Annotated in this window: 19 protein-coding genes and 2 riboswitches; of the genes, 12 read left to right on the forward strand and 7 right to left on the reverse strand. The window is 33.6% G+C overall.

Features of this window, described 5'->3' with window-relative positions:
• Nucleotides 1-644 precede the first annotated feature (644 nt).
• From B7R65_RS07660 to B7R65_RS21970, 5 genes are all read left to right on the forward strand, one after another.
• Nucleotides 645-1,322 carry a response regulator transcription factor gene (locus B7R65_RS07660; RefSeq protein WP_088042181.1) on the forward strand — a complete coding sequence of 226 codons (678 nt, stop codon included), beginning with the start codon at nucleotides 645-647 and terminating at the stop codon, nucleotides 1,320-1,322.
• The gene (locus tag B7R65_RS07665; RefSeq protein WP_088042182.1) at nucleotides 1,319-2,698 is read left to right on the forward strand and encodes a sensor histidine kinase; all 1,380 of its coding nucleotides are present in this window, start codon (nucleotides 1,319-1,321) and stop codon (nucleotides 2,696-2,698) included. The genes B7R65_RS07660 and B7R65_RS07665 overlap by 4 nt, the downstream gene beginning before the upstream one ends.
• 117 nt (nucleotides 2,699-2,815) lie before the next feature.
• Nucleotides 2,816-3,901 carry an ABC transporter permease gene (locus B7R65_RS07670; protein ID WP_088042183.1) on the forward strand — a complete coding sequence of 362 codons (1,086 nt, stop codon included), beginning with the start codon at nucleotides 2,816-2,818 and terminating at the stop codon, nucleotides 3,899-3,901.
• Complete coding sequence (locus B7R65_RS07675; RefSeq protein ID WP_088042184.1) at nucleotides 3,901-4,581, forward strand: ABC transporter ATP-binding protein; 681 nt, start codon at nucleotides 3,901-3,903, stop codon at nucleotides 4,579-4,581. Before B7R65_RS07670 ends, B7R65_RS07675 begins: the two co-directional genes overlap by 1 nt.
• 1,346 nt (nucleotides 4,582-5,927) lie before the next feature.
• Nucleotides 5,928-6,572, forward strand: coding sequence for a methyl-accepting chemotaxis protein (locus tag B7R65_RS21970; RefSeq protein ID WP_373419559.1), 645 nt, complete (start codon nucleotides 5,928-5,930; stop codon nucleotides 6,570-6,572).
• A gap of 93 nt (nucleotides 6,573-6,665) precedes the next feature.
• On the opposite strand, the gene poxB is transcribed toward B7R65_RS21970, so the two are convergent.
• Nucleotides 6,666-8,399 (reverse strand): ubiquinone-dependent pyruvate dehydrogenase, encoded by a 1,734-nt coding sequence (poxB, locus tag B7R65_RS07685; protein ID WP_088042186.1) that lies wholly within the window; start codon nucleotides 8,397-8,399, stop codon nucleotides 6,666-6,668.
• Nucleotides 8,400-8,976: 577 nt separating this feature from the next.
• On the opposite strand from poxB, the gene B7R65_RS07690 reads away from it, so the two are divergent.
• The 3 genes from B7R65_RS07690 to B7R65_RS07700 are packed head-to-tail and all read left to right on the forward strand — an operon-like array spanning nucleotide 8,977 to nucleotide 12,538.
• Nucleotides 8,977-9,357, forward strand: a complete 381-nt coding sequence (locus B7R65_RS07690; protein WP_088042187.1) for a MerR family transcriptional regulator — start codon at nucleotides 8,977-8,979, stop codon at nucleotides 9,355-9,357.
• Between the two features lies 1 nt (nucleotide 9,358).
• Nucleotides 9,359-10,861: a class I adenylate-forming enzyme family protein gene (locus B7R65_RS07695; RefSeq protein ID WP_088042188.1), complete on the forward strand. Its 1,503-nt coding sequence runs from the start codon at nucleotides 9,359-9,361 to the stop codon at nucleotides 10,859-10,861.
• 12 nt (nucleotides 10,862-10,873) lie between these two features.
• Nucleotides 10,874-12,538, forward strand: a complete 1,665-nt coding sequence (locus B7R65_RS07700; RefSeq protein WP_088042189.1) for an acyl-CoA dehydrogenase family protein — start codon at nucleotides 10,874-10,876, stop codon at nucleotides 12,536-12,538.
• Between the two features lie 108 nt (nucleotides 12,539-12,646).
• Here B7R65_RS07700 and B7R65_RS07705 read toward each other — a convergent pair whose 3' ends face one another.
• Nucleotides 12,647-13,192 carry a hypothetical protein gene (locus tag B7R65_RS07705; RefSeq protein WP_088042190.1) on the reverse strand — a complete coding sequence of 182 codons (546 nt, stop codon included), beginning with the start codon at nucleotides 13,190-13,192 and terminating at the stop codon, nucleotides 12,647-12,649.
• 116 nt (nucleotides 13,193-13,308) lie between these two features.
• Between B7R65_RS07705 and B7R65_RS07710 the strand changes: the two genes are divergently transcribed.
• From B7R65_RS07710 to B7R65_RS07725, 4 genes are all read left to right on the forward strand, one after another.
• The gene (locus tag B7R65_RS07710; RefSeq protein WP_088042191.1) at nucleotides 13,309-13,608 is read left to right on the forward strand and encodes a metal-sensitive transcriptional regulator; all 300 of its coding nucleotides are present in this window, start codon (nucleotides 13,309-13,311) and stop codon (nucleotides 13,606-13,608) included.
• Between the two features lie 14 nt (nucleotides 13,609-13,622).
• A complete protein-coding gene (locus B7R65_RS07715) occupies nucleotides 13,623-16,016 on the forward strand; it encodes a heavy metal translocating P-type ATPase (RefSeq protein WP_088042192.1) in 2,394 nt (797 codons plus the stop codon).
• Nucleotides 16,017-16,028: 12 nt separating this feature from the next.
• A complete protein-coding gene (locus B7R65_RS07720) occupies nucleotides 16,029-16,229 on the forward strand; it encodes a cation transporter (protein WP_088042193.1) in 201 nt (66 codons plus the stop codon).
• A 71-nt stretch (nucleotides 16,230-16,300) separates the two neighbouring features.
• Nucleotides 16,301-17,110 carry a hypothetical protein gene (locus tag B7R65_RS07725; protein WP_256941209.1) on the forward strand — a complete coding sequence of 270 codons (810 nt, stop codon included), beginning with the start codon at nucleotides 16,301-16,303 and terminating at the stop codon, nucleotides 17,108-17,110.
• 421 nt (nucleotides 17,111-17,531) lie between these two features.
• On the opposite strand, the gene B7R65_RS07730 is transcribed toward B7R65_RS07725, so the two are convergent.
• The 5 genes from B7R65_RS07730 to B7R65_RS07750 are packed head-to-tail and all read right to left on the reverse strand — an operon-like array spanning nucleotide 17,532 to nucleotide 21,230.
• Nucleotides 17,532-18,539: a ThiF family adenylyltransferase gene (locus B7R65_RS07730; RefSeq protein WP_088042194.1), complete on the reverse strand. Its 1,008-nt coding sequence runs from the start codon at nucleotides 18,537-18,539 to the stop codon at nucleotides 17,532-17,534.
• Nucleotides 18,536-19,303, reverse strand: a complete 768-nt coding sequence (locus B7R65_RS07735) for a thiazole synthase (RefSeq protein ID WP_088042195.1) — start codon at nucleotides 19,301-19,303, stop codon at nucleotides 18,536-18,538. The genes B7R65_RS07730 and B7R65_RS07735 overlap by 4 nt, the downstream gene beginning before the upstream one ends.
• Before the next feature lie 2 nt (nucleotides 19,304-19,305).
• The gene (gene thiS / locus B7R65_RS07740) at nucleotides 19,306-19,509 is read right to left on the reverse strand and encodes a sulfur carrier protein ThiS (protein ID WP_088042196.1); all 204 of its coding nucleotides are present in this window, start codon (nucleotides 19,507-19,509) and stop codon (nucleotides 19,306-19,308) included.
• Between the two features lie 30 nt (nucleotides 19,510-19,539).
• Complete coding sequence (gene thiO / locus B7R65_RS07745; RefSeq protein WP_088042197.1) at nucleotides 19,540-20,631, reverse strand: glycine oxidase ThiO; 1,092 nt, start codon at nucleotides 20,629-20,631, stop codon at nucleotides 19,540-19,542.
• Nucleotides 20,628-21,230, reverse strand: a complete 603-nt coding sequence (locus B7R65_RS07750; RefSeq protein ID WP_088042198.1) for a thiamine phosphate synthase — start codon at nucleotides 21,228-21,230, stop codon at nucleotides 20,628-20,630. The genes thiO and B7R65_RS07750 overlap by 4 nt, the downstream gene beginning before the upstream one ends.
• A gap of 93 nt (nucleotides 21,231-21,323) precedes the next feature.
• A riboswitch (TPP riboswitch) is annotated at nucleotides 21,324-21,433 on the reverse strand.
• A 289-nt stretch (nucleotides 21,434-21,722) separates the two neighbouring features.
• Nucleotides 21,723-21,837, forward strand: a riboswitch (TPP riboswitch).
• Nucleotides 21,838-21,957: the final 120 nt, after the last annotated feature.

Here is a 21,957-nt window from a genome sequence, read left to right on the forward strand (position 1 = left end):
TATCATTTTTAAAAGATTAGTTTGTTGTCAGTGCAATCTATTTTAAAAGATAAGAATAAAATTTCTATGAGGATAATTAAGAGGATTAGTTAATTTATTCCAAAAAAAAATAATAGAAGAAGTATAAAAGTCGTCCAAAATTCCATCTTATAACTTTAACGAAGAAAAAATATTCAGCGGACAAAATTAGAACCACCGTATACGAAAGCGAATAGCGGTGGTTAGTTGTTTAAGTAGTAAGTTTCCCTTACTGCTTATTTATTATTCTGCAGGAACTCCAAGAGCATCGTAAGCAGCAATTACTACTTGAGTTTCAGTCAAAGGTTGACCAGCATTGTCAGTGGAACCAATTATGTTAGTGCAAGTTGGAAATGATACTTTTTAGTTTTTTTACATCTGGAAAAAACATGCATAAACTAACTTTGGACAGTGAAACGCTTAATGCTCTAGATCAAACTGGAAAGCTTTTAAATAATTTTGGATTTGAGTATTTTCGAAAAACTAAAATGTATGGGGGACAAACTATATTTTTTAATGAATGCTTTAGGTTTTCTTCTACTGGTTCAAGAATGTAGAGGGTATTAAAACTAAATATATGATATGATTTTTGGAAATAAATACAAGTTTTGTAGGGGATGGAAAGTATGATTCGTATATTAATTGTAGATGATGATTCAAATATAAGGGAACTATTAAAGCTATATCTTCAATCAGAAGGTTTTGTTACTTTCGAAGCATCGAGTGGTGAAGAGGCATCAAACTTACTTTTAAACCAACAAGTCAACTTAGCGATTGTAGATGTAATGATGCCAGGTATTGATGGATATCAACTTTGTGAGGAAATAAGAAAGTATTATGATTTTCCTGTTATTTTATTAACAGCAAAAAGTGAGCTTACTGATAAGGAAAAGGGATTTTCAGTCGGTACGGATGATTACTTAACGAAACCGTTTGAACCCAAAGAATTATTATTCCGTATCAAGGCACTACTAAGGCGTTTTAATATGGTAAGTGCTCAAAAAATAACGCTAAACGAAACGATTATCGATCGTAAAAGCTACGAAGTTTATTGTAATGGGAAATTACTTATGTTACCGATGAAAGAGTTCGAATTATTATCTCAATTAGCAAGTTATCCAGATCGGATTTTTACGCGTGAGGAGTTAATACAGTTGATTTGGGGGGCAGATTTTGAAGGTGATGATCGAACGATTAATGTTCATATCAAGCGTTTACGTGAACGGTTTTCCACTTTAACGGAGGATTTTAACATAAAAACAGTTCGCGGTGTAGGGTATAAACTGGAGGTCAATAAGAAGTGAAAACTTTATATTTAAGGATCGTAATTACAATCATCTTCGTAATGATTTTTAGTAGTCTAATGTCTTTCTTTATTTCAAATGTATTTTACCACTACACTTTAAAACCTTACAATGATAAAAAATTAACTAAAATGGCTTTAACAATTCAGGATTTTTATGAAAAAAATAATGGCATCAATATAGATGAATATTTAAATCATATTGGGAAATTAGGTTATCAAATTTATGTAGTCGATGATAAAGGAAATAGATCGTTTTATGGAGGCCGCTATAGAGAAAAGAAGTTAAATGATTCCGTTATTGAATCTGTATTAAGTGGGGATGTATATCATGGTATTGCTCAATTTCCTACATCATTATTAGTTACAGGATTTTTTGATAATACCTTAGAAAATACAATTGGTGTTCCGATTGTTACGAATAACAAACAATATGCACTATTTATTCGCCCTAATGTGGAGCTTCAATTTGGCGAATTACGCATATTATTTTCAATTATATTAATGATGACCATTATATTAAGTATTCTATTTGTATTAATAAGCACAAGGTATATTGTCAAACCAATCATTAAGTTAACGGAAGCAACTAAAAGAATTGCTGAAGGAAAATATAATGTTCAACTACAAATTAAACGACAAGACGAAATTGGAAAACTTGCAAATTATTTTTCTCGAATGACAAAACAATTGGAACAAATTGAGGAAATGAGACAAGAATTTGTTTCGAATGTTTCACACGAAATTCAGTCACCCCTTGCCTCGATTAAAGGGTTTTCTCAAACACTAAAATCAAATGAATTAACTGAAGAACAAAGACATTCGTATTTATCTATTATAGAGGCAGAAAGCAGTCGATTATCTTTATTAAGTAAACAGTTATTAACCTTAGCTTCTTTAGATAAGGAAGAAAACATTTTACAAAAAACTAATTTTGATATTGCTGAGCAAATAAAACTTGTCATACGTACAACTGAATGGAGTTGGCGTACGAAAGAACTTGCAATTGATATGGAACTGCCATCAACGATCATCAACGCCGATAAAAATATGCTACATCAAGTTTGGACAAACTTAATTACAAATAGTATTAAATTTAATCATCAGGGTGGTTCGATTTCGATAAAAATTCGAAATGATGGACATGTAGTTGAAGTCGAGATTCAAGACACCGGAATTGGGATCAAAGAAGAAGATTTACATCAAATTTTTAATCGTTTTTTTATAGTAGATAAAGCAAGAATTCGAAAAGAATCAAGTAGTGGACTAGGTTTAGCAATTGTAAAACAAATTATTGAGCTACATAATGGGCAGATTCATGTAACAAGTATATTAGGAAAAGGAACGAGTTTTATACTATCGATTCCTAAAATGTAATTAATTGTTCACCTAATGTTCATCTTCCATTTCTATAATTTATTTTGTAAAGAGTGATTAAGGTTTGAATTAAACTTTTTATCGCTCTTTTTTTAAATAGAAAAGGAGTTGATCAGGATGTTTCTTGCAATCAGAGAATTTAAACATGCTAAACTACGATTTTTATTAATAAGTTTAATTATGATTCTTATATCTTTACTTGTCCTATTTGTTTCAGGCTTGGCAAAAGGTTTGTCTTTTGATAATGCATCCTCTATCGAAAGTATGAATACAGACTATTTAGTTTTACAAAAAGGATCTAATCAACAAATTAATCATTCAATGTTATTGGAAAACCAAATTAATGATGTTCAACAATACGTGACCGATAAAAATAATGCTACTCTAGGTGTTCAAATGACTACTTTTATAAAAAATGGTACGTCAAAAAAAATTGATTCCACATTATTTGGAATAAATACAGATGGCATAATTTCGCCCGAAGTGATTGAGGGTAAAATGATTGATAATTCTACAACAGATGAAGTTGTTGGTGATCCATCCCTAAAAGATGAAGGAGTTAAAATAGGTGATAAGATCGTCGATCAAATGTCAGGTAAAGAATTTACTATTATAGGGTTTACTAAGCATCAATCATATAGTCATACACCAGTAATTCATATGAATAATAAAGAATGGTCAATGATTAAAAGAAGTCCTTCCTACAATGTAATTGCATTGAAGACTGATTCAAGTACGATAAACAAAATAAAGAAGAATGTTTCTGGAATTGAAGTGATTAGTAAAAAACAATCACTAAAAGGTGTACCAGGGTTTAAAGAAGAACAAGGCTCTTTATTAATGATGATAACATTTCTATTCTTTATCGGAGCCGTTGTTTTAGCAGTATTTTTCTATGTACTAACAATTCAAAAAATAAATCAATTTGGCGTATTAAAAGCAATAGGCTCAAAAACAAGTTATTTAGCTAAAAATATAATTTTCCAAGTAGTAACACTTACTTCTGTGAGTCTCTTTATTAGCATTTCAATCACTTTCGGATTTTCAAAAATAATATCAACAAAATTACCTTTTGTATTTGATTTAAAGTTGGTATTAGGAAGTTCGATACTATTCCTTTTAGTTGCTCTTGTTGGTTCATTATTATCCTTAACTCGAATATTGAAAATTGATCCTGTAGAAGCAATTGGGAGGGCATTTTAATGAATAACCATAAACTAGTGTTAGAGAATATAAGTAAAATTTATAATGATGGAGATTCTTCTGTAAAAGTTCTTGACCAAATATCGCTTCAAGTAAAAGCTGGTGAACTTGTTGCAGTTGTTGGTCCGTCAGGTTCTGGGAAAAGTACTTTCTTATCAATTGCTGGTGCACTTCTATCACCAACTAGTGGAAGGGTCCTTCTTGATAATATTGAACTTAATAAGTTGCCGACTCATAAGCTTAATGATTTTCGGTTATCCAAAATCGGTTTTATTTTTCAAATGTCGAATTTAATACCCTACTTAACAGTGAAAGATCAATTAATTCTTATATCCGAATTAGCTGGAATTGAAAGCAAAATTGCAAATAAAAAAGCCAATCAACTCCTTGAAAAATTAGGACTATCAAAACGGAAAATGAATTATCCTGAAAAATTATCAGGTGGTGAAAGGCAACGAGTAGCAATTGCTAGAGCACTAATGAATGATCCAGAGATAATTTTTGCAGATGAACCAACCGCAAGCCTGGATGCTGAACGTGGTAGAACAGTTGTTGAAATGTTATCTAAAGAAGTAAAACAAAGTCAAAAAGCTGCGATAATGGTAACTCATGATAAGAGAATGTTAGATTTGTGTGATCGAGTTGTTTATATAGAAAATGGGAAACTCACTGAGATGTAAAAATCAAATCCATCCATCAAATGGGAAGAAGTACATCTGTAAATCAATTACTTGATTAAGTATTAAAAATACTAGTTGAAAGAAATTAAAATAAAACAAACAAAACCCGTTCGCCTATTGTGCTGAACGGGTTTTATTTACATTTCACATGTCTGTTAACTTCTATTAAAAGATGAAATTTAACCATTAATTAGACAAATGTTGCGAGTACAATAAATAAGAAATATTGCCAATTAATAATTAGGGATATTGTCCTATTTATAGAGGAGGATACGCAACGATATTATTAATAGAAGGAAAAATATGTTAAATTTTTGCAAAATTAAAATATGTAAGAATAATCAATCTTTAGACTGTATTACTATTATTTTGTAAGAAATACGTTGTTTAAGATAATTGAAGATTAGGGAGAAGATAGGATAATGAAACAGTACAAAAATCGTACAATGCTAATTGTGACATTTTGTGTTTTTATTTTGATGGCAATTGTACATGTAATTGGAAGACAATTTAAACTGCTAGATCATATGACTTCTATGGGGCATGCTGCAATGGGGCACGGAACATTGTCGATAGATATGATCAGTCAAGATTATGGATGGGTTTTAAATTTATTATTAATTGTTCCTTTAGTTTTATTATTAACTTCATTTATACTTTACCGATTTAACAATGACCATAAGCTCATTCCCATCTTAATCACATTGGCTCTAACTTTTTGTAGTATTTCAATAATTGCTGGTGGAGGTGGGCATGTAGAATTCCATTTTTCAATTTTTATGGTTGTAGCAATTATGTGCTACTACGAGAATATAAAATTAATCGCAGTTATGACAATTCTGTTTGCTTTACAACATATTTTAGGATTTTTTCTATTTCCAGAAATCGTGTTCGGCGTAGCTAAATATGACTTTACTATGCTACTTATTCATGCAATCTTTTTAATACTAACATCGTCGGCAATTACTCTTCAAATACTATCGAATAACAAAATTATGAAACAAGTCAGAGATGAAATGGAAGAAAAAGAGAAGGTAATTGTGAAAGATATTGTAAATAAACTTTCTGAGACTTCTGATGAAATTGTAAAAAATACAAAAGACCTATCTATCAGTGCAAATGAAACGATTCGTTCAGGCGAAATAATCGTAGAGAATATCAATCAGGTTTCTAACGGTTCTGAAATTCAAACTAAAATAGCAAATCAAGCTGTATCTTCGATGGAGAAAGTAGATCATGACATATTGAAAATTGTGAATGCAACATCTGTTGTTTCAGACCTGTCGTTAGCGACATCAAACTATGCTGATAAAGGTAATGAAAATCTTGTTATGTTAATGGATAGCATGAATTCACTTCAACAATCAATACATGATTGCGAAACGCAAATTCGTAATTTACACAATCATTCAACAGAGATTGGAACGATTATTGGTGCGATTCAGGCAATTGCAAATCAAACTAAATTATTAGCTTTAAACGCTTCAATTGAGTCAGCGAGAGCTGGAGAAGCTGGGAAAGGATTTTCTGTAGTAGCAGTTGAAATCCGTAAGTTAGCTGAACAATCTGATGTGTCAGCTAAACGAATTACTGGATTAGTTACTGAAATTGACGATGGTATGCGATTATCAGTTGAGTCGATGGAACGAGTTACGAGCTCGTTGAAAAATGGTGTAAAAGTAGCGAATCAAACGGAAGGATCATTTAATCAAATAATGGTATCTACGAAGGATGTGTCTACAAAGATTCGAGATATCGTAAAATCCACTGATGAAATTATGAATTCGTCTCAAGAAGCAGTATCAAAAGTAATGGAGATTTCAAATATAGCTGGGGATTTTGCTAATACGTTTAAAGATACAAATAAACTAGTTAACAAGCAATTAACAGATAATCAAGATATATTCCATGTTGTTAACCGATTAAATGATGCAGTAAATGGACTACAAACAGTCATTGAAAAATTAACAAGTAATAGTCAAATTGATTAACATAAGATGAAATAAAGTTAAAAAAACCCGTTCAAACATAGCTTTGAACGGGTTTAACTTTTCTATTTAAAAAAGTGATTTAAAACTGAAAACTTACAGATGAAATTTATCCATTAAATTTGTTCTCGCAAGATCAATCACGTCATCTGCATGTCCATTCAATATTGCTTTTAAGGTCCACAGAGTAAATCCTTGAGCCTGTTCTAAATAAATTTTTGGAGGCATCGCTAGTTCTTGTCTATTTACGACTACATCAAGTAATACTGGCCCGTTATGCTGTAACGCTTGTTGAACAGCAGACTCTAATTCGGATGGGTCTTCTACTCTTATACCTTCAATTCCTATTGCTTGTGCTACATTTGCAAAATTGGGATTATCAAGACTAGTCCCAGTTTCTAAAAAGCCTGCAGCCTTCATTTCCAATTCTACGAAACTGTATGCACTGTTGTTATAAACAATCACTTTGACAGGTAGATTATGTTGGCGGATTGTTAATAAATCACCCATTAGCATAGCTAATCCACCATCTCCGCATAATGCGATAACTTGGCGATTAGGTTTGGATTTTTGAGCACCAATGGCTTGCGGCATTGCATTAGCCATCGTTCCATGATTAAAGGAACCGAGTAATCTTCTTTTGCCATTCATACGTAAATAACGAGCAGCCCATAATGTTGGCGTACCTACATCGCAAGTAAATACAGCATCTTCACTTGCAAAGTCACTTACTAACTTGGTTAAATACTGTGGATGAATTGGCTTACGTCCGGGTATTCCAACAGCGTAGCTATCCAAATTCTCACGCACTTTTTCGTGGGCAGTTACGAATTTATCTAGATGACTGGAATCTTCCTTTTCTACCAATAGAGGTAACAAATTAATAATTGTATCTTTTACATCACCGCAAAGTCCATATGTAACATTTGCACGTCTTCCTAGATGTTCGGCTCTAATATCTACTTGCAAAATAATAGAATCTTTCGGTATAAACTGTCGATATGGAAAGTCTGTGCCAAGCATTAATAACACATCACAATCCATTAAAGCATGGTAACCTGAAGAATAACCTATTAGGCCAGTTAATCCTGCATAGTATGGATTGTCATATTCAAGATGTTCTTTTCCTCGAAGTGCAACAACCATTGGAGACTTTAGTTTTTCACAAAGCTGCATTAAATCAGAATGTGCTCCTTCACATCCAGCACCACAAAGTAAGGAAATTTGATTTCCATTATTTAGATATTCTGCAAGTCGATATAGCTCATCCTTAGATGGGGTTACTGTCGGATGCGTAATGTGAACCACATGTTCAGGAACAGTTTGATGATCTTCAAGCATTGCAATATCTCCAGGTAAAACGAGAACGGATACACCTTTACGTGAAATAGCATGCTGCATAGCGATTGTAACTAGACGTGGCATGTGTTCTGGTCTAGTTACTGTCTCACAATAGTGGCTACATTCTTTAAATAATTGTTCTGGACGGGTATGTTGAAAATACTCACCACCAGTTTCTACACTAGGTATATGTGCAGCAATTGCAAGAACAGGTATACGGCTTCGATGACAATCATATAAGCCATTAATAAGATGGAGATTACCTGGTCCACTACTTCCGGCACATACGGCGATACTATCGCTTAATACAGAATCTGATCCTGCAGCAAAAGCCGCTACTTCCTCATGGCGAACACCAATCCACTCTATTTTTTCAGATCTTCTAATCGAATCTAATACAGCATTTAAGGAATCTCCAACAATTCCATAAATCCTTTTAACGCCTGCTTGAAGCAATGATTCAATTAGTAAGTCAGCTATTGTTTTCATCTTTGAATTCTCCTTCTTAATTGATCTGTTAAAAGATAGTCCATATTCACTTTTAATTGTAGGTATTGGATTTCTAATAATATATATCTAGCTAAATGTATGCTTTGCAGAATATGAAATGGTTATACCATTTTTTTACATTTTTCATGTAGTTTATATATCAGATGGCTAATTAACTAGAAACTATTCTCTAAAAGATTGTTGTTTTATAAATTTCTTTAAATGCATACTGAAAATAAGTTGAATGGAACGGATATGCGAGACTCCTGTGAGAGTAGTGGGACAGGTGATACCCCGCAGTGGTCAAAAAGGTAGGCATACTAATACCACAACATCCTGTCGTAACGCATGCATGACCTACAATCGTGTGGGCTAAAGGAGGCTAAAGCAGCCCACCCCACAGAAAGCGAGTATCCTGGAATGGAGATCAACTTAGAACCTTCAAAGAAAACAGCATTTAGAAAAAAGTACTCCTAGTAAAAAGGTTAAATCATGCTATTTGTCGAAAGATTCTATCTTGAAACTTACGTTAACGTAACATTTATAATAAAAGCAAAGCTGGAAAGGGGAGGGGATTTTGGAATTTTTTTCGATTGGTGAGATGACTCAAGAGTTTAATATGACTCATAGAACATTAAGGTATTATGAGGAAATTGGATTGTTACAACCTACGTATTCGGAAAGTGGTAGAAGAAAATACTCCCAAAAGGATCGTACTAGACTTTATTTGATTCAAAGGGGTAAGAGTTTAGGATTTAATTTACAAGAGATCAAAGATATGATTGATCTTTTTACAATTGACCGTACTGGTGAAAAGCAATTGAAAAAAACAATTGAATATGGAAATCAAAAGATTGAGGAAATAGAAAATAAAATTAGTGAACTTCACCTATTAAAAGATGAAATCATAAAAATGAAAAATAAGCTTGAACAAATATTAATTGAAATTGAGGTGTAGTATGAATCTTTCAAGTCTATTACAAGTAAATAGTAGAAAGTATAAAAATAAAGAAGCCTTAGTATTTGGAGAAAAGCGATTATCATTTCAACAATGGAATGAAGAGGTCAACAAACTTGGACATTCATTATTAAGTCTTGGCATAAATAAGGGTGACCGTGTAGTTCTTTATATGCCAAATACAATTGAATTCGTGATTGCCTACTTTGCAACAATTCGTATCGGAGCGATTATCGTACCAATCAATGCAAAATTAACAAAAATGGAAGTTTCCTATATTGTAAATCACTGTGATGCAAAGGCAATAATTGTTCACGAATTGTTACACCCTCAAATTGACAAATGGGAAAATGAGCAAGTTATTTGTATAAAAACAGGCCATCGAAATGATGGGTGGCATTCGTTTGAACAGTTAGTCTCAAATGGTTCATCTGAAGAAATTATTAACGCTAGTGCTCAGGAAGATGAGGTGTCGATTCTTTATACTTCAGGAACGACGGGAAGTCCAAAAGGTGTTCTTTTTACTCATAAGAATATCTTGACTGTCGCAACAATGATTTGTATTGAAATGAATGTTAATCTAAATAGTCGTTTACTTCATATGATGCCATTAAGCCACTCTGCACCTTTGCATTTAATCTTTATGAGTGGACTGATAACAGGGTCAACCCATGTATTGTTACCAATATTTGTACCTGAGAAATTTTTAACAACTGTTCAAGATGAAAAAATAACGCACTTCTTTGGTGCGCCTGTTGTTTATACATTAACGGCGAAAACTCTTCCTATAAATAAGTATGACCTATCTTCAATTCAACGCTGGATTTATGGCGGATCACCTTTTTCTTCAAATGACTACAAATTTATTGAAGAAGCTTTCCAGTCCTCGAATTTTACTTGCGTATACGGGTTAACAGAAGCAGGACCTAGCGGAACACTATTAGTTGGTGAAGATCATTACCAAAAAGCTGGAAGCATCGGAAATCGTGGAGCATTGTATTGCGAAATAAAAGTAGTTGATGAACATGGCAACGATGTAGGAATTGGTGAAGTTGGTGAAATAGTCTTAAAAGGTGAAGGTACGATGAAATGTTATTACCGAGATGATGAAAAGACGAAAGAAACATTTATAGGTGAGTGGCTAAAAACAGGAGATTTAGCAATGGTTGATCAAGAGGGCTATTACTGGATAGTTGATCGAAAAAAGGATGTCATCATTTCAGGTGGCGTTAATATTTATCCAAAAGAAGTAGAAGATTTACTTCAAACAATACCTATGGTTAGAGAAGCTGCAGTTGTTGGGACCCATCATGAAATATGGGGAGAAACGGTTAAAGCATTCCTTGTAGTTGATGACGAAACAGCTAATTATGAAGAATTGTGTAAGCGCTTTTTAGATGGGAAATTAGCCAGTTATAAGATTCCTAGATTGTATGAAATTGTTAACGAACTTCCTAGAAATGCAACAGGGAAGATCCTGAAAACGCTATTAAAAACAAAATAGGATGGTGTAACGATGAATTTTTATTTAGATGATCAGAATCTACAAGACATATTAGCTAAATATTTAAGTAAAGAGTTTATGGCTTGGGCAAATAATGAACTAGAGGAATTCGGGGAGCTTTGCGCCAATGAGATTGATAAACGTGCAATTCACACTGATCGAGAAGGGCAACCACGATTAATAAAATATGATTCGTATGGAAACGATATTTCGCATGTTTGGGTAAATGAGGGGTATAAACAAACAGTAAAAGATACCTATAATAGGGGAATTGTTGCATATATTCATAAACAGATTCCAGGGTTAGGTGTAAAAGGGAATTATATCTATTCATACGCACAAGGCTATTTATTATCCCAAACTGAAGCTGGCTTCTATTGTCCCGTAACTTTATCAATGGCAGCTACTTTTTTAGTCGAAAGATATGCGGATGAGTCTTTAAAAGAGAAATATCTTCCTCACTTACTTTCAACTGGTGAAACTGATTTATATGAAGGTGCAACCTTTTTAACTGAAAGACAAGGTGGCTCAGACGTTGGAGCAAATGTAGTGAAGGCAGTTAAAGATGGTGACTATTATAGAATTTATGGAGAAAAGTATTTTGCTAGTAATGCTGGCCAATGTGGCATTACTACTATTCTAGCAAGAATAGAAGGAGCTCCGATTGGAAGTAAAGGATTAAGTCTATTTCTAGTACCTTGGAAGAACGATGATGGATCCAACAATGGATTTACGATTCGTCGATTAAAGGATAAGTTAGGTGTTAGAGCTGTACCATCTGGTGAAATAGAATTCGATGGAGCGAAAGCATTTTTAATAGGGGATGCAAGTCGAGGCATCAACTATATGATGGAAGCATTGAATTTATCTAGAATTTGTAATGCAGTTGCTTCAGTTGGAATAATGAGAAGAGCATATGTTGAAGCAAAAAACTATGCAAAAAATAGACCAGCATTTGGACACCCTTTAACAAACTATCCTATGATTCAAGAGACACTTTCAAAACTTGCCTCAATACAAGAAGTACAAACTAGCGCAGTATTTAATTTAATTGCTTTGTATGATCGTGTAATCGGAAACGAAAGTGGCGCAACGGAAGAACAAGCTTTAGTTCGATTACTGATTGCCATTTTAAAAATGCGTACAGCGGAAGAAGCCATCCATTTCTCGCACGAGGCAATAGAAATGCATGGAGGTAACGGTTATATAGAAGATTTTGTTACACCTCGTTTATTGAGAGATGCTCAAGTATTAACGGTTTGGGAAGGAACTGCAAATATTTTAGGATTAGAAGTATTACGATTATTTCATAAAATGAATGCATTCCCAGTGTTTAAGTCATTTATCCAATCAAAATTAGTAAATGTTCAATCATCTCTAGAGATTGAAACGAATTTAGTTAATCAAAAAATGGAAGAATTAGAGGACGTCGTACGATATGCCTCTACATTAGATTCAAATCTTCAGACATTTTATGCTAAAAAGCTAGCGAATAAAATGGCAGACCTCTGCGAAGCGGTAATTGCAATTGATGATGCAAAAGATAATGTCCGAAAAGAATATGTCGCTAAAGTAGTAATTCAAGAAAGATTTCAAAAAGATGAACTTATAAAGGAACATGTTACCTTAAAGTATTACGATGAAATTGTTAATTACAAAGTTTCCATAAAAAAATAACTTTAACAAAAAAAGACACCGTAAATGGTGTCTTTTTATTAGGCTCTTTTCTAAAAGATTGTTGTTTTTAAGTAAATGAGCAACAATTTATATGAAAATAGCCTTTTATTATGAATGTGGTGTTTGTATTTCAACCGATATACGTTGATTTTCGAAATGAGTAAATGAATAATACACAGTTGCAATCAGTAATAGGCTAGAAATAAAAATAGCTGGAAAGAATGAGGATAATAGCTTCGGAAATCGATCATTTAAAATGATGACCGTACAAAATAAAGAAGTACAAGTTAATAGCAATAAACAAATTAATAAAAGTGTGTTTGCTTCTGAAATAGAAAGCATAACGACAATCATACTTCCCATCATACTAGACATGATGGCTGTAAAGATCCCTTCAAGTAAAGCAAGAAAGTCTAGCCTTATACCGATACATAATCCGATAAATGCAGAAAGACCCATCGAAAAGATTAACGAATAGAAGAAGTGTTCATGAAAGCTTAATGTAATTAATATGCCAATCGTTAAACCAGTTGTCATACTAATCATCATCATATACATCATTTGATTCATCCGATCATCTTTAGTTGGCCTCAAATAGATAGATACGAATGTCATAATAATACTTGCACTAATGCAAATCCAACCGGTAAACATATTTGGTACCCCCTAAATATTCGCTTTATATCATCATATGGACATCTTAAAATAAATAGAATAAAAATTTGACACCTATACCCCCTATGAGTATATAATGATATCGAGGTGATGAAATGGAAAATTGTCATGATGATCAAATGGTCCCTAGAAGTGAAGAAGAAATAACTGATTTAACGAAACGTCTTCGTAGAATAGAAGGTCAGGTACGAGGAATTCAAAAAATGGTTGAAGAAGATCGATATTGTATAGATATATTAACTCAAATTATGGCCGTTGAAGCTGCGATGAAAAAAGTAAGCTTTTCATTAATTGAACGACACGCGAATCATTGTATGTTAAAAGCAGTCAAAGATAATAATGGTCAAGAGTCTGTAAGTGAATTAATGGATGTAATTAAGCGGTATGTAAAATAAAGGGGTTGGAAAAGATGAATGATGCAAGGCAGTTAACACTGGGTATCGAGGGTATGACCTGTGCTGCATGTGCAACCCGAATTGAAAAAAGTTTGAATCGAATGGATGGCATCAATGCGAATGTGAATCTTGCATTGGAAAGAGCCACTGTGATATATGATAAAAAAAAATATCAGACGACTGATTTAATAGATAAAATCCAAACGATCGGATATGAGGTTGCTGTAGAAAAGGTATCTTTAAATATTGAAGGAATGACTTGTGCTGCTTGCTCTGCAAGAATTGAAAAAGTGATTGGAAAAATGGATGGAATCGTTCATGTGAATGTTAACCTTGCTATGAATACTGCAACAATTTCTTATTTACCTGAAGTTCTTCCGATTCAAACGATTTTGGACAAAATTGAACAGATAGGATATAAAGGGTCGATAAAAAGTGAAGAAGTTCGTAGTCTGAAGGATTCAACAAAGAAAAAACAACTTCAGTTAATCATTTCCATTGTCCTTTCTTTACCCTTACTATATTCAATGGTGGCTCATATCCCATTTCGTACCAATATATGGATGCCGCATATATTAATGAATCCCTGGTTCCAGATCATTTTTGCTACACCAGTACAATTCATTATTGGATGGCACTTTTATGTAGGAGCATATCGAGCTGTAAGGAACAAAAGTGCAAATATGGATGTTCTTGTAGTGATAGGAACATCAGCCGCCTATTTTTATAGTTTTATAGAAGCAATTAAGACAATATCTAACGAATGGTATACACCACATCTTTATTTTGAAACAAGTGCAATCTTAATTACTTTAGTTTTACTTGGTAAGTATTTTGAACATATTGCCAAGGGTAAAACAACTGAGGCAATATCTAAATTATTGGAGCTTCAAGCAAAAGAAGCAATAATTCTAAAAAATGGGGAAGAAAAAAGTGTTTCTTTGGAAGAAGTGAGGGTAGGAGATATCCTACTTGTTAAACCAGGAGAAAAGATACCAGTAGATGGAATAGTCTTATCAGGTATTTCTACTGTTGATGAATCAATGATTACTGGTGAGTCATTACCAGTAGATAAAAAGAGAGATGATAAGGTCGTTGGAGCTACCGTAAATGGGAATAGTGTTCTCACAATACGTGCAGAAAAGGTTGGAAAAGATACTGCTTTAGCAAATATTGTGAAAATTGTTGAAGAAGCCCAAGGATCAAAAGCGCCTATTCAACGATTAGCCGATCGCATTTCAACTATCTTTGTACCAATTGTCATTGGAATTGCCGTTTTAACTTTTATTCTATGGTATTTTGTAATTGACACACAAAATCTACCGAGAGCAATTGAAATAGGAATTTCTGTTTTAGTTATAGCATGTCCTTGTGCGCTAGGTTTGGCTACTCCAACTTCGATTATGGTTGGAAGTGGTAAAGGTGCAGAACAAGGCATCCTTTATAAAGGTGGAGAATATTTAGAAACCACTAACAAGATTAATGCAGTTATTCTTGATAAAACTGGTACAGTGACAAATGGAAAACCTGAAGTGACTGATATCATCAATCTAAATTTACGAGATGATTTTTTATTGATGGTTGCAAGTATTGAAAAAATGTCTGAACATCCTTTAGCTCATGCGATTGTTCAATATGCTAAAAAACAAGAGCTCAAATTAAAGGAAGTAACCAACTATGTGACAATCCCTGGGTATGGAGTAGAGGGAATGATAGATAATAGTAAGATTTATATAGGTACACGTAAATTAATGGATGAAAAGAATATTGATACATCATTAATCGAAGAAAAATTAATTACATTCGAGTCAAATGGAAAAACAGGTATGATTGTTGCAATTAACGAGAATGTAGAAGGAATTGTAGCTGTTGCAGATACGATTAAAGATTCTTCCAAAAATGCGATTAAAGCCTTAAAAGATTTAAAAATTGATGTATTTATGGTAACGGGAGATAACAAGCGGACTGCAAATGCTATCGCTAAACAAGTAGGGATTGAAAATGTCTATGCTGAAGTCTTACCCGAGAAGAAAGCTGAAATTGTAGAAGAACTTCAAAAGCAAGGAAAGATCGTAGCTATGGTAGGCGATGGTATCAACGATGCGCCAGCTCTTGCAAAAGCAAATATAGGAATGGCAATCGGTACTGGTGCTGATGTAGCAATTGAAACAGCGGATGTTACTTTAGTTGGTGGTGATTTGGCACATATTCCAAAAGCAATTGATTTGAGTAAAAAAACAATGAAAAATATTCGTCAAAACTTGTTTTGGGCACTATTTTACAATAGTTTAGGTATACCGATTGCTGCTATTGGGTTACTTCAACCTTGGATAGCAGGTGCTGCAATGGCATTTAGCTCAGTGTCGGTTGTCTTAAATGCACTTCGATTAAAACGAATTAAACTTTAGGAGGATTTTATAATGGAAACAATGTTAAAAGTAAATGGTATGACATGTGGGCACTGCAAAGCTGCAGTAACAAAAGCTGTTGAAAGTGTGTCTGATACAAATAATGTCATAGTCAATCTAGAGAATAAAGAAGTAATATTCAACTACTCAAACTCTGAAACTGTTGATAAAGTGAAAGAAGCGATTGAAGATCAAGGATACGATATTGTATAAACAAAAGGCGAACCATGGTTCGCTTTTTCATTGATAACAAAATTTATCATAATGTTGAGGAGAAATAAAAGATGATGAAAAACCTATTATTATTACTTAGTTTAGTAACAATTATTGGTTTAAGCGGTTGTGGAAACAAAACACATACAGGATCGAATCATCACAATATGAACCATGAAGAAAAAGAGAAAAAAATTCGGACTCAAGTAAGTTTTTCATTTGAAAGAAGTCCAGAGAGTGGAAAGAATCAGGAATTAACGATTCGAGTTAAGAATGAATCCGGAAAACCAATAAATCAATTTAAACTAGAGCATGAGAAATTAATGCATTTAATCGTTGTAAGTAAAGACTTGTCTTTTTTCGAACATTTACATCCTCGATATAAAGGCAAAGGATTATTTACAGTATCAACAAATTTTCCAACTGGTGGAGAGTATAAATTATTTGCAGATTTTGTACCAAAAGGATCTTCTAAAATTGTAAAAACAAAATCAATAGAGGTATCGGGTAAAAAGGCAGAACCAAGCTCTCTCGTTGAAGATAAAGTATTATCAAAAACTGTTGATGGAAAAGAAGTTACTTTAAAATTTGATCAATTAATGATAAATAAGGAAATTAAAATGACATTTTCAATGAAAGATGCTAAATCAAAGGAGGCTATTTCAGATTTGCAGCCTTATTTGGGAGCGATTGGACATGTTGTTGTGATAAGTGGTGACACAGAGACATACTTGCATGTTCATCCTATGAATGAAACAGCAAGCGGGCCAGATGCTGAATTTATGACAAGCTTTCCTAAAAAAGGAACATATAAAATTTGGGGACAGTTTAAACAAAAGGGAAAGGTATTTATTGTACCATTCGTAGTGAATGTTCCATAGTGAAAACATGGAAACTTTAAATAAGTTTTCATGTCAGATTGTTGAGCAACGCTCGCTTTCTTCGTTGCTTCGCCTTCTTGCGGTGCTAAAATACCGTCACTGGTAACTCCGCTCCTCATCAGGCTTCGCGCCTCGAAAGGCAAGCGTTTTCAATCAATCTGACTATCAGGTTTTTGGGACTTTGTCTACTCACGAACATGAAAACCTTAAATAAGTTTTCATGTCAGATTGTTGAGAAACGCGCGCTTTCTTCGTTGCTTCGCCTTCTTGCGGTGCTGAAATACCGTCATTAGTAACTCCGCTCCTCATCAGGCTTCGCGCCTCGAAAGGCAAGCGTTTTCAATCAATCTGACTATCAGGTTTTTGGGACTTTGTTTACACACTGACATGAAAACCTTACTAAGTTTTCATGTTTTTTAATTTAGCCGAAGATTTTGTTGTATATATCTTTGGCAATAGTAGGTTCCTTAGTACCATGAACTATGGCTCGACCATCTTTAAACAATACAACTCGATGGCTTTCATACGTACATGATAGTAAGTAGGGATTTACAATTAAGTCATTTACATAGCCTACTAATCTTTGAGCTAAGTCTTTTAGTGAGATGTTTTTTGGGGATGTTACTCGCAATTGGATGGCATCTCTCCCACATAAAATATCTGTTTTCATTTGACCATCATTTTTTAAAAATGGGAAGATCCGTTCTGGACCACATGTTGGGCAATTTATATTTTTTAATTGACTAATGTTTATTTCTGATTTTTCATTTTTCCAAATATCAAATGACTGCAAGCTAGGTGATAGCTCATAATTAGTAATAAGTTGCAAGGCATAAGTTACCTGATAAGCAGTAATTAGTTGAACAATTGGACTGATTACTCCAACCGTATCACATGTCATGTTTAGTGTTGGTATATGATTTAAAAGACAATGTAGACATGGTGTTTTATCGGGAATGATAGGGAAAGTAAGACCGTAACTTGCCACGCAAGCCCCAAAAATAAAAGGAATACCATGTTTAATTGCAGCATCATTCACGACCATTCTTGTTTCAAAATTATCAGTTGCATCGAGAATAACTGTTTTATCTTTTATTAATTCTTCAATATTAAAATTCGTAACGTCTGTTATAAATCTATTAATTTTAACCTTACTATTAATCTGTTGAAGTCGATTTTTTGCAGCAATAGCTTTCGGTAATTTTTTTATAGCATCTTCTTCAGTATAAAGAATCTGCCTTTGTAAATTACTCCATTCAACATAATCACGGTCAACAATCGTTATATTGCCTATTCCAGCTCTTACAAGCATTTCAGCAACCGATGATCCAAGTGCACCTAACCCAATAATAATGGCATGAGCTTTTTGTATTTTTAATTGACCAGCTGTACCAATAAATAATTCTTGTTTTACATAACGGTTTGTCAAGAATTCACCAACCCCGTAAAAGGACTACTTGCTACACCAAAGTTTTTTTCTTCTATTCTACCAGCTTCATAGCCAAGTCTCCCTGCTTCGATCGCCATCTTCATCGCAATCGCCATTTTTATAGGATCTTTTGCATTTGAAACAGCCGTATTTAATAACACACCATCGGCGCCAAGTTCCATCGCATAAGCAGCATCTTTTGGCGAGCCAATACCTGCATCAACTATAACAGGAATGTTTGATTGCTCTATTATGAATTTGAGGTTTAATGGGTTTATAATACCTCTCCCTGAACCAATCGGAGATGCACCAGGCATTATAGCGTGAACCCCTAATATTTCGAGACGTTTTGCTAAAACGACATCATCTGATGTGTAAGGTAACACAATAAAGCCTTCGTTTAATAATATTTCGGAAGCTTTCAAAGTTTCGATTGGGTCAGGTAGCAGAGACTTAACACATCCAATCACTTCAACTTTTATCATGTCACATAAGCCTGATGCTTTTGCTAATTTAGCTATTCGTACTGCTTCTTCTGCAGTTTTTGCACCAGCTGTGTTCGGTAACAGCTTATATTTAGTTAAGTCTAATTGTTCCAGGAAATTTGGTTGTGAATCCTCAAAAATGTTCATTCTTCTTACAGCAAAAGTAAGAATCTCAGCACTTGATACCTCAACAGCCTTTTTCTGAATTTCAAAAGTTGGATATTTGCCAGTCCCTAGTAATAATCTTGAATGAAATGTTTGGTTGCCTATTTTTAACATAATTAACCTCCGCCAACAAAATGAATTAATTCTACACTGTCCTCGTTCGAGAGAACTGTAAATGCATATTGGTCTTTATATATAATTTGTTTATTTAACTCGACTACCACAATTCGATTTTCTAACTGATAGTTTAAAAGTAAATCCTGTATTGTAGCTATGTAATCGGGAAGCTGTAAGACCTTTCCATTTAATTTAATATTCAAATGTTAATCACCTCGCTAAATCGTATTATGCTATCGATTAATTTTAAAAGCTTCTACCCAATCAGTTTTTACATTCTTTTGTATAATCAAATCTTTAATCAGTCTTCCAGTTGCTGGAGCTAGAAGGATTCCATTGCGGAAATGGCCAGTTGCAAATAAAATATTGTCATCCTCAGGATGAATCCCAATAAATGGATTGTGATCAAAGGTACTTGGACGTAACCCTGCCCAAAATGCTTCTATTTTTAAATCAGAAATTGCGGGAAGCATCCTTTTTGCTTTTTGGATTAAGAATTCAATGCCACCTAAACTTGGTTTCTCATTCCAATTGTTCTCAATCATCGTTGCACCAATAACAAGTTTTCCGTTATTTCGAGGAACGATATAATTTTGTTCATGGAAGAGGGTGTGTTTTAAAATTACTTTTTCAGTTGTTACTGAAAGACATTCACCTTTAACAGGAAAAAGTTGATGATTTAGCCCAAGTTGTTTAAAAAATGAATTGCTCCAAACGCCACTTGCAATTACTACAGTCCTTGCTTCAAAATGACCATTAGTTGTTTGTATAGTGAAATATTTTTCTTTTTTTTGAATTCCAAGAACATGAGTAAATTCTAAAATAGTAGCACCGTGTACTTGAGCACCTTTGCTAAAAGCTTGGCAAGCAACATAAGGTACAACATTTACATCATCTTCAATATAAGCTGCCCCTATTATGTCTCGATGAATGTCAGGTATTTGATTTGCAACCTCTTTTCGCTCATACCATTTGGCAGAAGTTTGTGTAATAAGGGAATCCAATTGATATTTTTCAACGTCTGTATAGGCAAGTTTGAAAATTCCTCCTTTCTTAAGTTCTAGATCAATTCCAGTTAGCTCTTTTAATTCTTCGTGGAGTTGAAAATACGACTGCTGACTGTCTCGGGCAAAAGTATAGAATGATTTAGAGTGACTCCATTCCGAATGTGCGCCAAGCATTCCTGCCGCAGCTTTTGTTGCTTTCTGCCCAACTTGCTGACCCTCTAAAACTGCAACGTCTATTTTTTCTTCTGCTAAATAGTAGGCAATGGAACATCCTATAATTCCGCCACCAATAACGACTACATCAAATTTCTTTTTCATAAGTGATCCTGTACCTTTTCGTAAAATTGTAGAGCTGATTTATATGGGTCTGAAGAAGAAAAAATTCCTGACATGACGGCAATTCCCGCTACTTGTATCTCTTTTAAAAGTTGGATATGATCTAGCGTTATTCCACCTATCGCATAGATTGGTATATTCAGAGATTTTTTTATTTTAATTAGTTGGTTGACTCCATTCGGTGGTATTCCATCCTTGCATTTTGTTTCAAAACAATGACCATATAGGACGTAATCTGCTTGATTAGATTGAGCTTTTTTTGCTTCAGAAAGTGTATGGACAGATTGACCAACTCGTAAATTAGGAAAATATTCTTTTACTGATTCAATCGGGAGTCCTTGACTGGGTAAATGAAAATTAGATAAATTCGATAAGGTTGCAATATCCAATCTGTCATTAATGACTATTTTCTCCATAGACACTTTGTTGATTTTCAAAAGGTTTATAAGTGAAATTACTTCGCCTGCTTTTTTCGATTTTTCACGAATATGTACAAAATCAACAACGTCTATAATTTGAATAATTTTTGAAGCAAGATCATCGATTGAGTGCTTATCATCCGTAATTGCAAAGAGTTCCATTCGATCGCCTCTTTCATTTGGGATACCGTATTTTTTTCAAAAGAAAAACCACTTTCCTAATATGGAAAGTGGTTAATTTGCACAAAAAAAGCACAAATAGATGCGCCACTTTCCTACGCAGGTACTAGCCTGTTCAGGTTTTGAGGGTTTAAAAGTAGCTACTTTATTCTCAGCCCTTATCAAGGGATCCCCTAGTGATGAATATCTATGAAAATTAATCTTAGCATAGCATATAAAAAATTTAATTCAATATAAAATTAATTTAGTAAATTAAAAGCAACATATAAAAACAGAGTTAAATACTTAAGAGATATAGAATTATTAAGGCTATAAAATATTTTTTTTATGCTCTTTTCTGAAGAAGTATTGCTTTTTTGTAAAATAACTTTTAAGACACTTTTTAACAAGATTAACTTTTTTTGTAAAAATTTAGGTAAATAAAATGATTTACAAATTTGAAAAGTGGGTTTATATTAAGGCTGTACATTTTAATAGTTTGACTAGGGGTGTCCAATTAGTTGGGCTGAGAGAGAAACACGTTAAAGTTTCTTAACCCTCAGGACCTGATCTGGTTCATACCAGCGTGGGGAAGTTAGAATCTACTCTTTAATGATTATTTATCATTATTGTAGTCTACTAACCATCAGCCGGGTCTTAATTATAAGATTCGGCTTTTTTCATGCTTAAAATGGATTAGATTTCGTCCTTTTTAATTCATTTAAAAGGG

Origin of the sequence: Bacillus sp. EAC (genome assembly GCF_002156875.1) — a bacterium.
Lineage (GTDB): Bacteria > Bacillota > Bacilli > Bacillales > Bacillaceae_G > Gottfriedia.

Coding starts and splice junctions, on each gene's coding strand:
- B7R65_RS07720 (WP_088042193.1), top strand. CDS start 16,029: ATGGAAACAATGTTAAAAGTAAATGGTATGACATGTGGGCACTGCAAA.
- B7R65_RS07675 (WP_088042184.1), top strand. CDS start 3,901: ATGAATAACCATAAACTAGTGTTAGAGAATATAAGTAAAATTTATAAT.
- B7R65_RS07725 (WP_256941209.1), top strand. CDS start 16,301: ATGATGAAAAACCTATTATTATTACTTAGTTTAGTAACAATTATTGGT.
- B7R65_RS07715 (WP_088042192.1), top strand. CDS start 13,623: ATGAATGATGCAAGGCAGTTAACACTGGGTATCGAGGGTATGACCTGT.
- B7R65_RS07695 (WP_088042188.1), top strand. CDS start 9,359: ATGAATCTTTCAAGTCTATTACAAGTAAATAGTAGAAAGTATAAAAAT.
- poxB (WP_088042186.1), bottom strand. CDS start 8,399: ATGAAAACAATAGCTGACTTACTAATTGAATCATTGCTTCAAGCAGGC.
- B7R65_RS21970 (WP_373419559.1), top strand. CDS start 5,928: ATGAATTCACTTCAACAATCAATACATGATTGCGAAACGCAAATTCGT.
- B7R65_RS07670 (WP_088042183.1), top strand. CDS start 2,816: ATGTTTCTTGCAATCAGAGAATTTAAACATGCTAAACTACGATTTTTA.
- B7R65_RS07710 (WP_088042191.1), top strand. CDS start 13,309: ATGGAAAATTGTCATGATGATCAAATGGTCCCTAGAAGTGAAGAAGAA.
- B7R65_RS07705 (WP_088042190.1), bottom strand. CDS start 13,192: ATGTTTACCGGTTGGATTTGCATTAGTGCAAGTATTATTATGACATTC.
- B7R65_RS07660 (WP_088042181.1), top strand. CDS start 645: ATGATTCGTATATTAATTGTAGATGATGATTCAAATATAAGGGAACTA.
- thiO (WP_088042197.1), bottom strand. CDS start 20,631: ATGAAAAAGAAATTTGATGTAGTCGTTATTGGTGGCGGAATTATAGGA.
- B7R65_RS07700 (WP_088042189.1), top strand. CDS start 10,874: ATGAATTTTTATTTAGATGATCAGAATCTACAAGACATATTAGCTAAA.
- B7R65_RS07735 (WP_088042195.1), bottom strand. CDS start 19,303: ATGTTAAAAATAGGCAACCAAACATTTCATTCAAGATTATTACTAGGG.
- B7R65_RS07750 (WP_088042198.1), bottom strand. CDS start 21,230: ATGGAACTCTTTGCAATTACGGATGATAAGCACTCAATCGATGATCTT.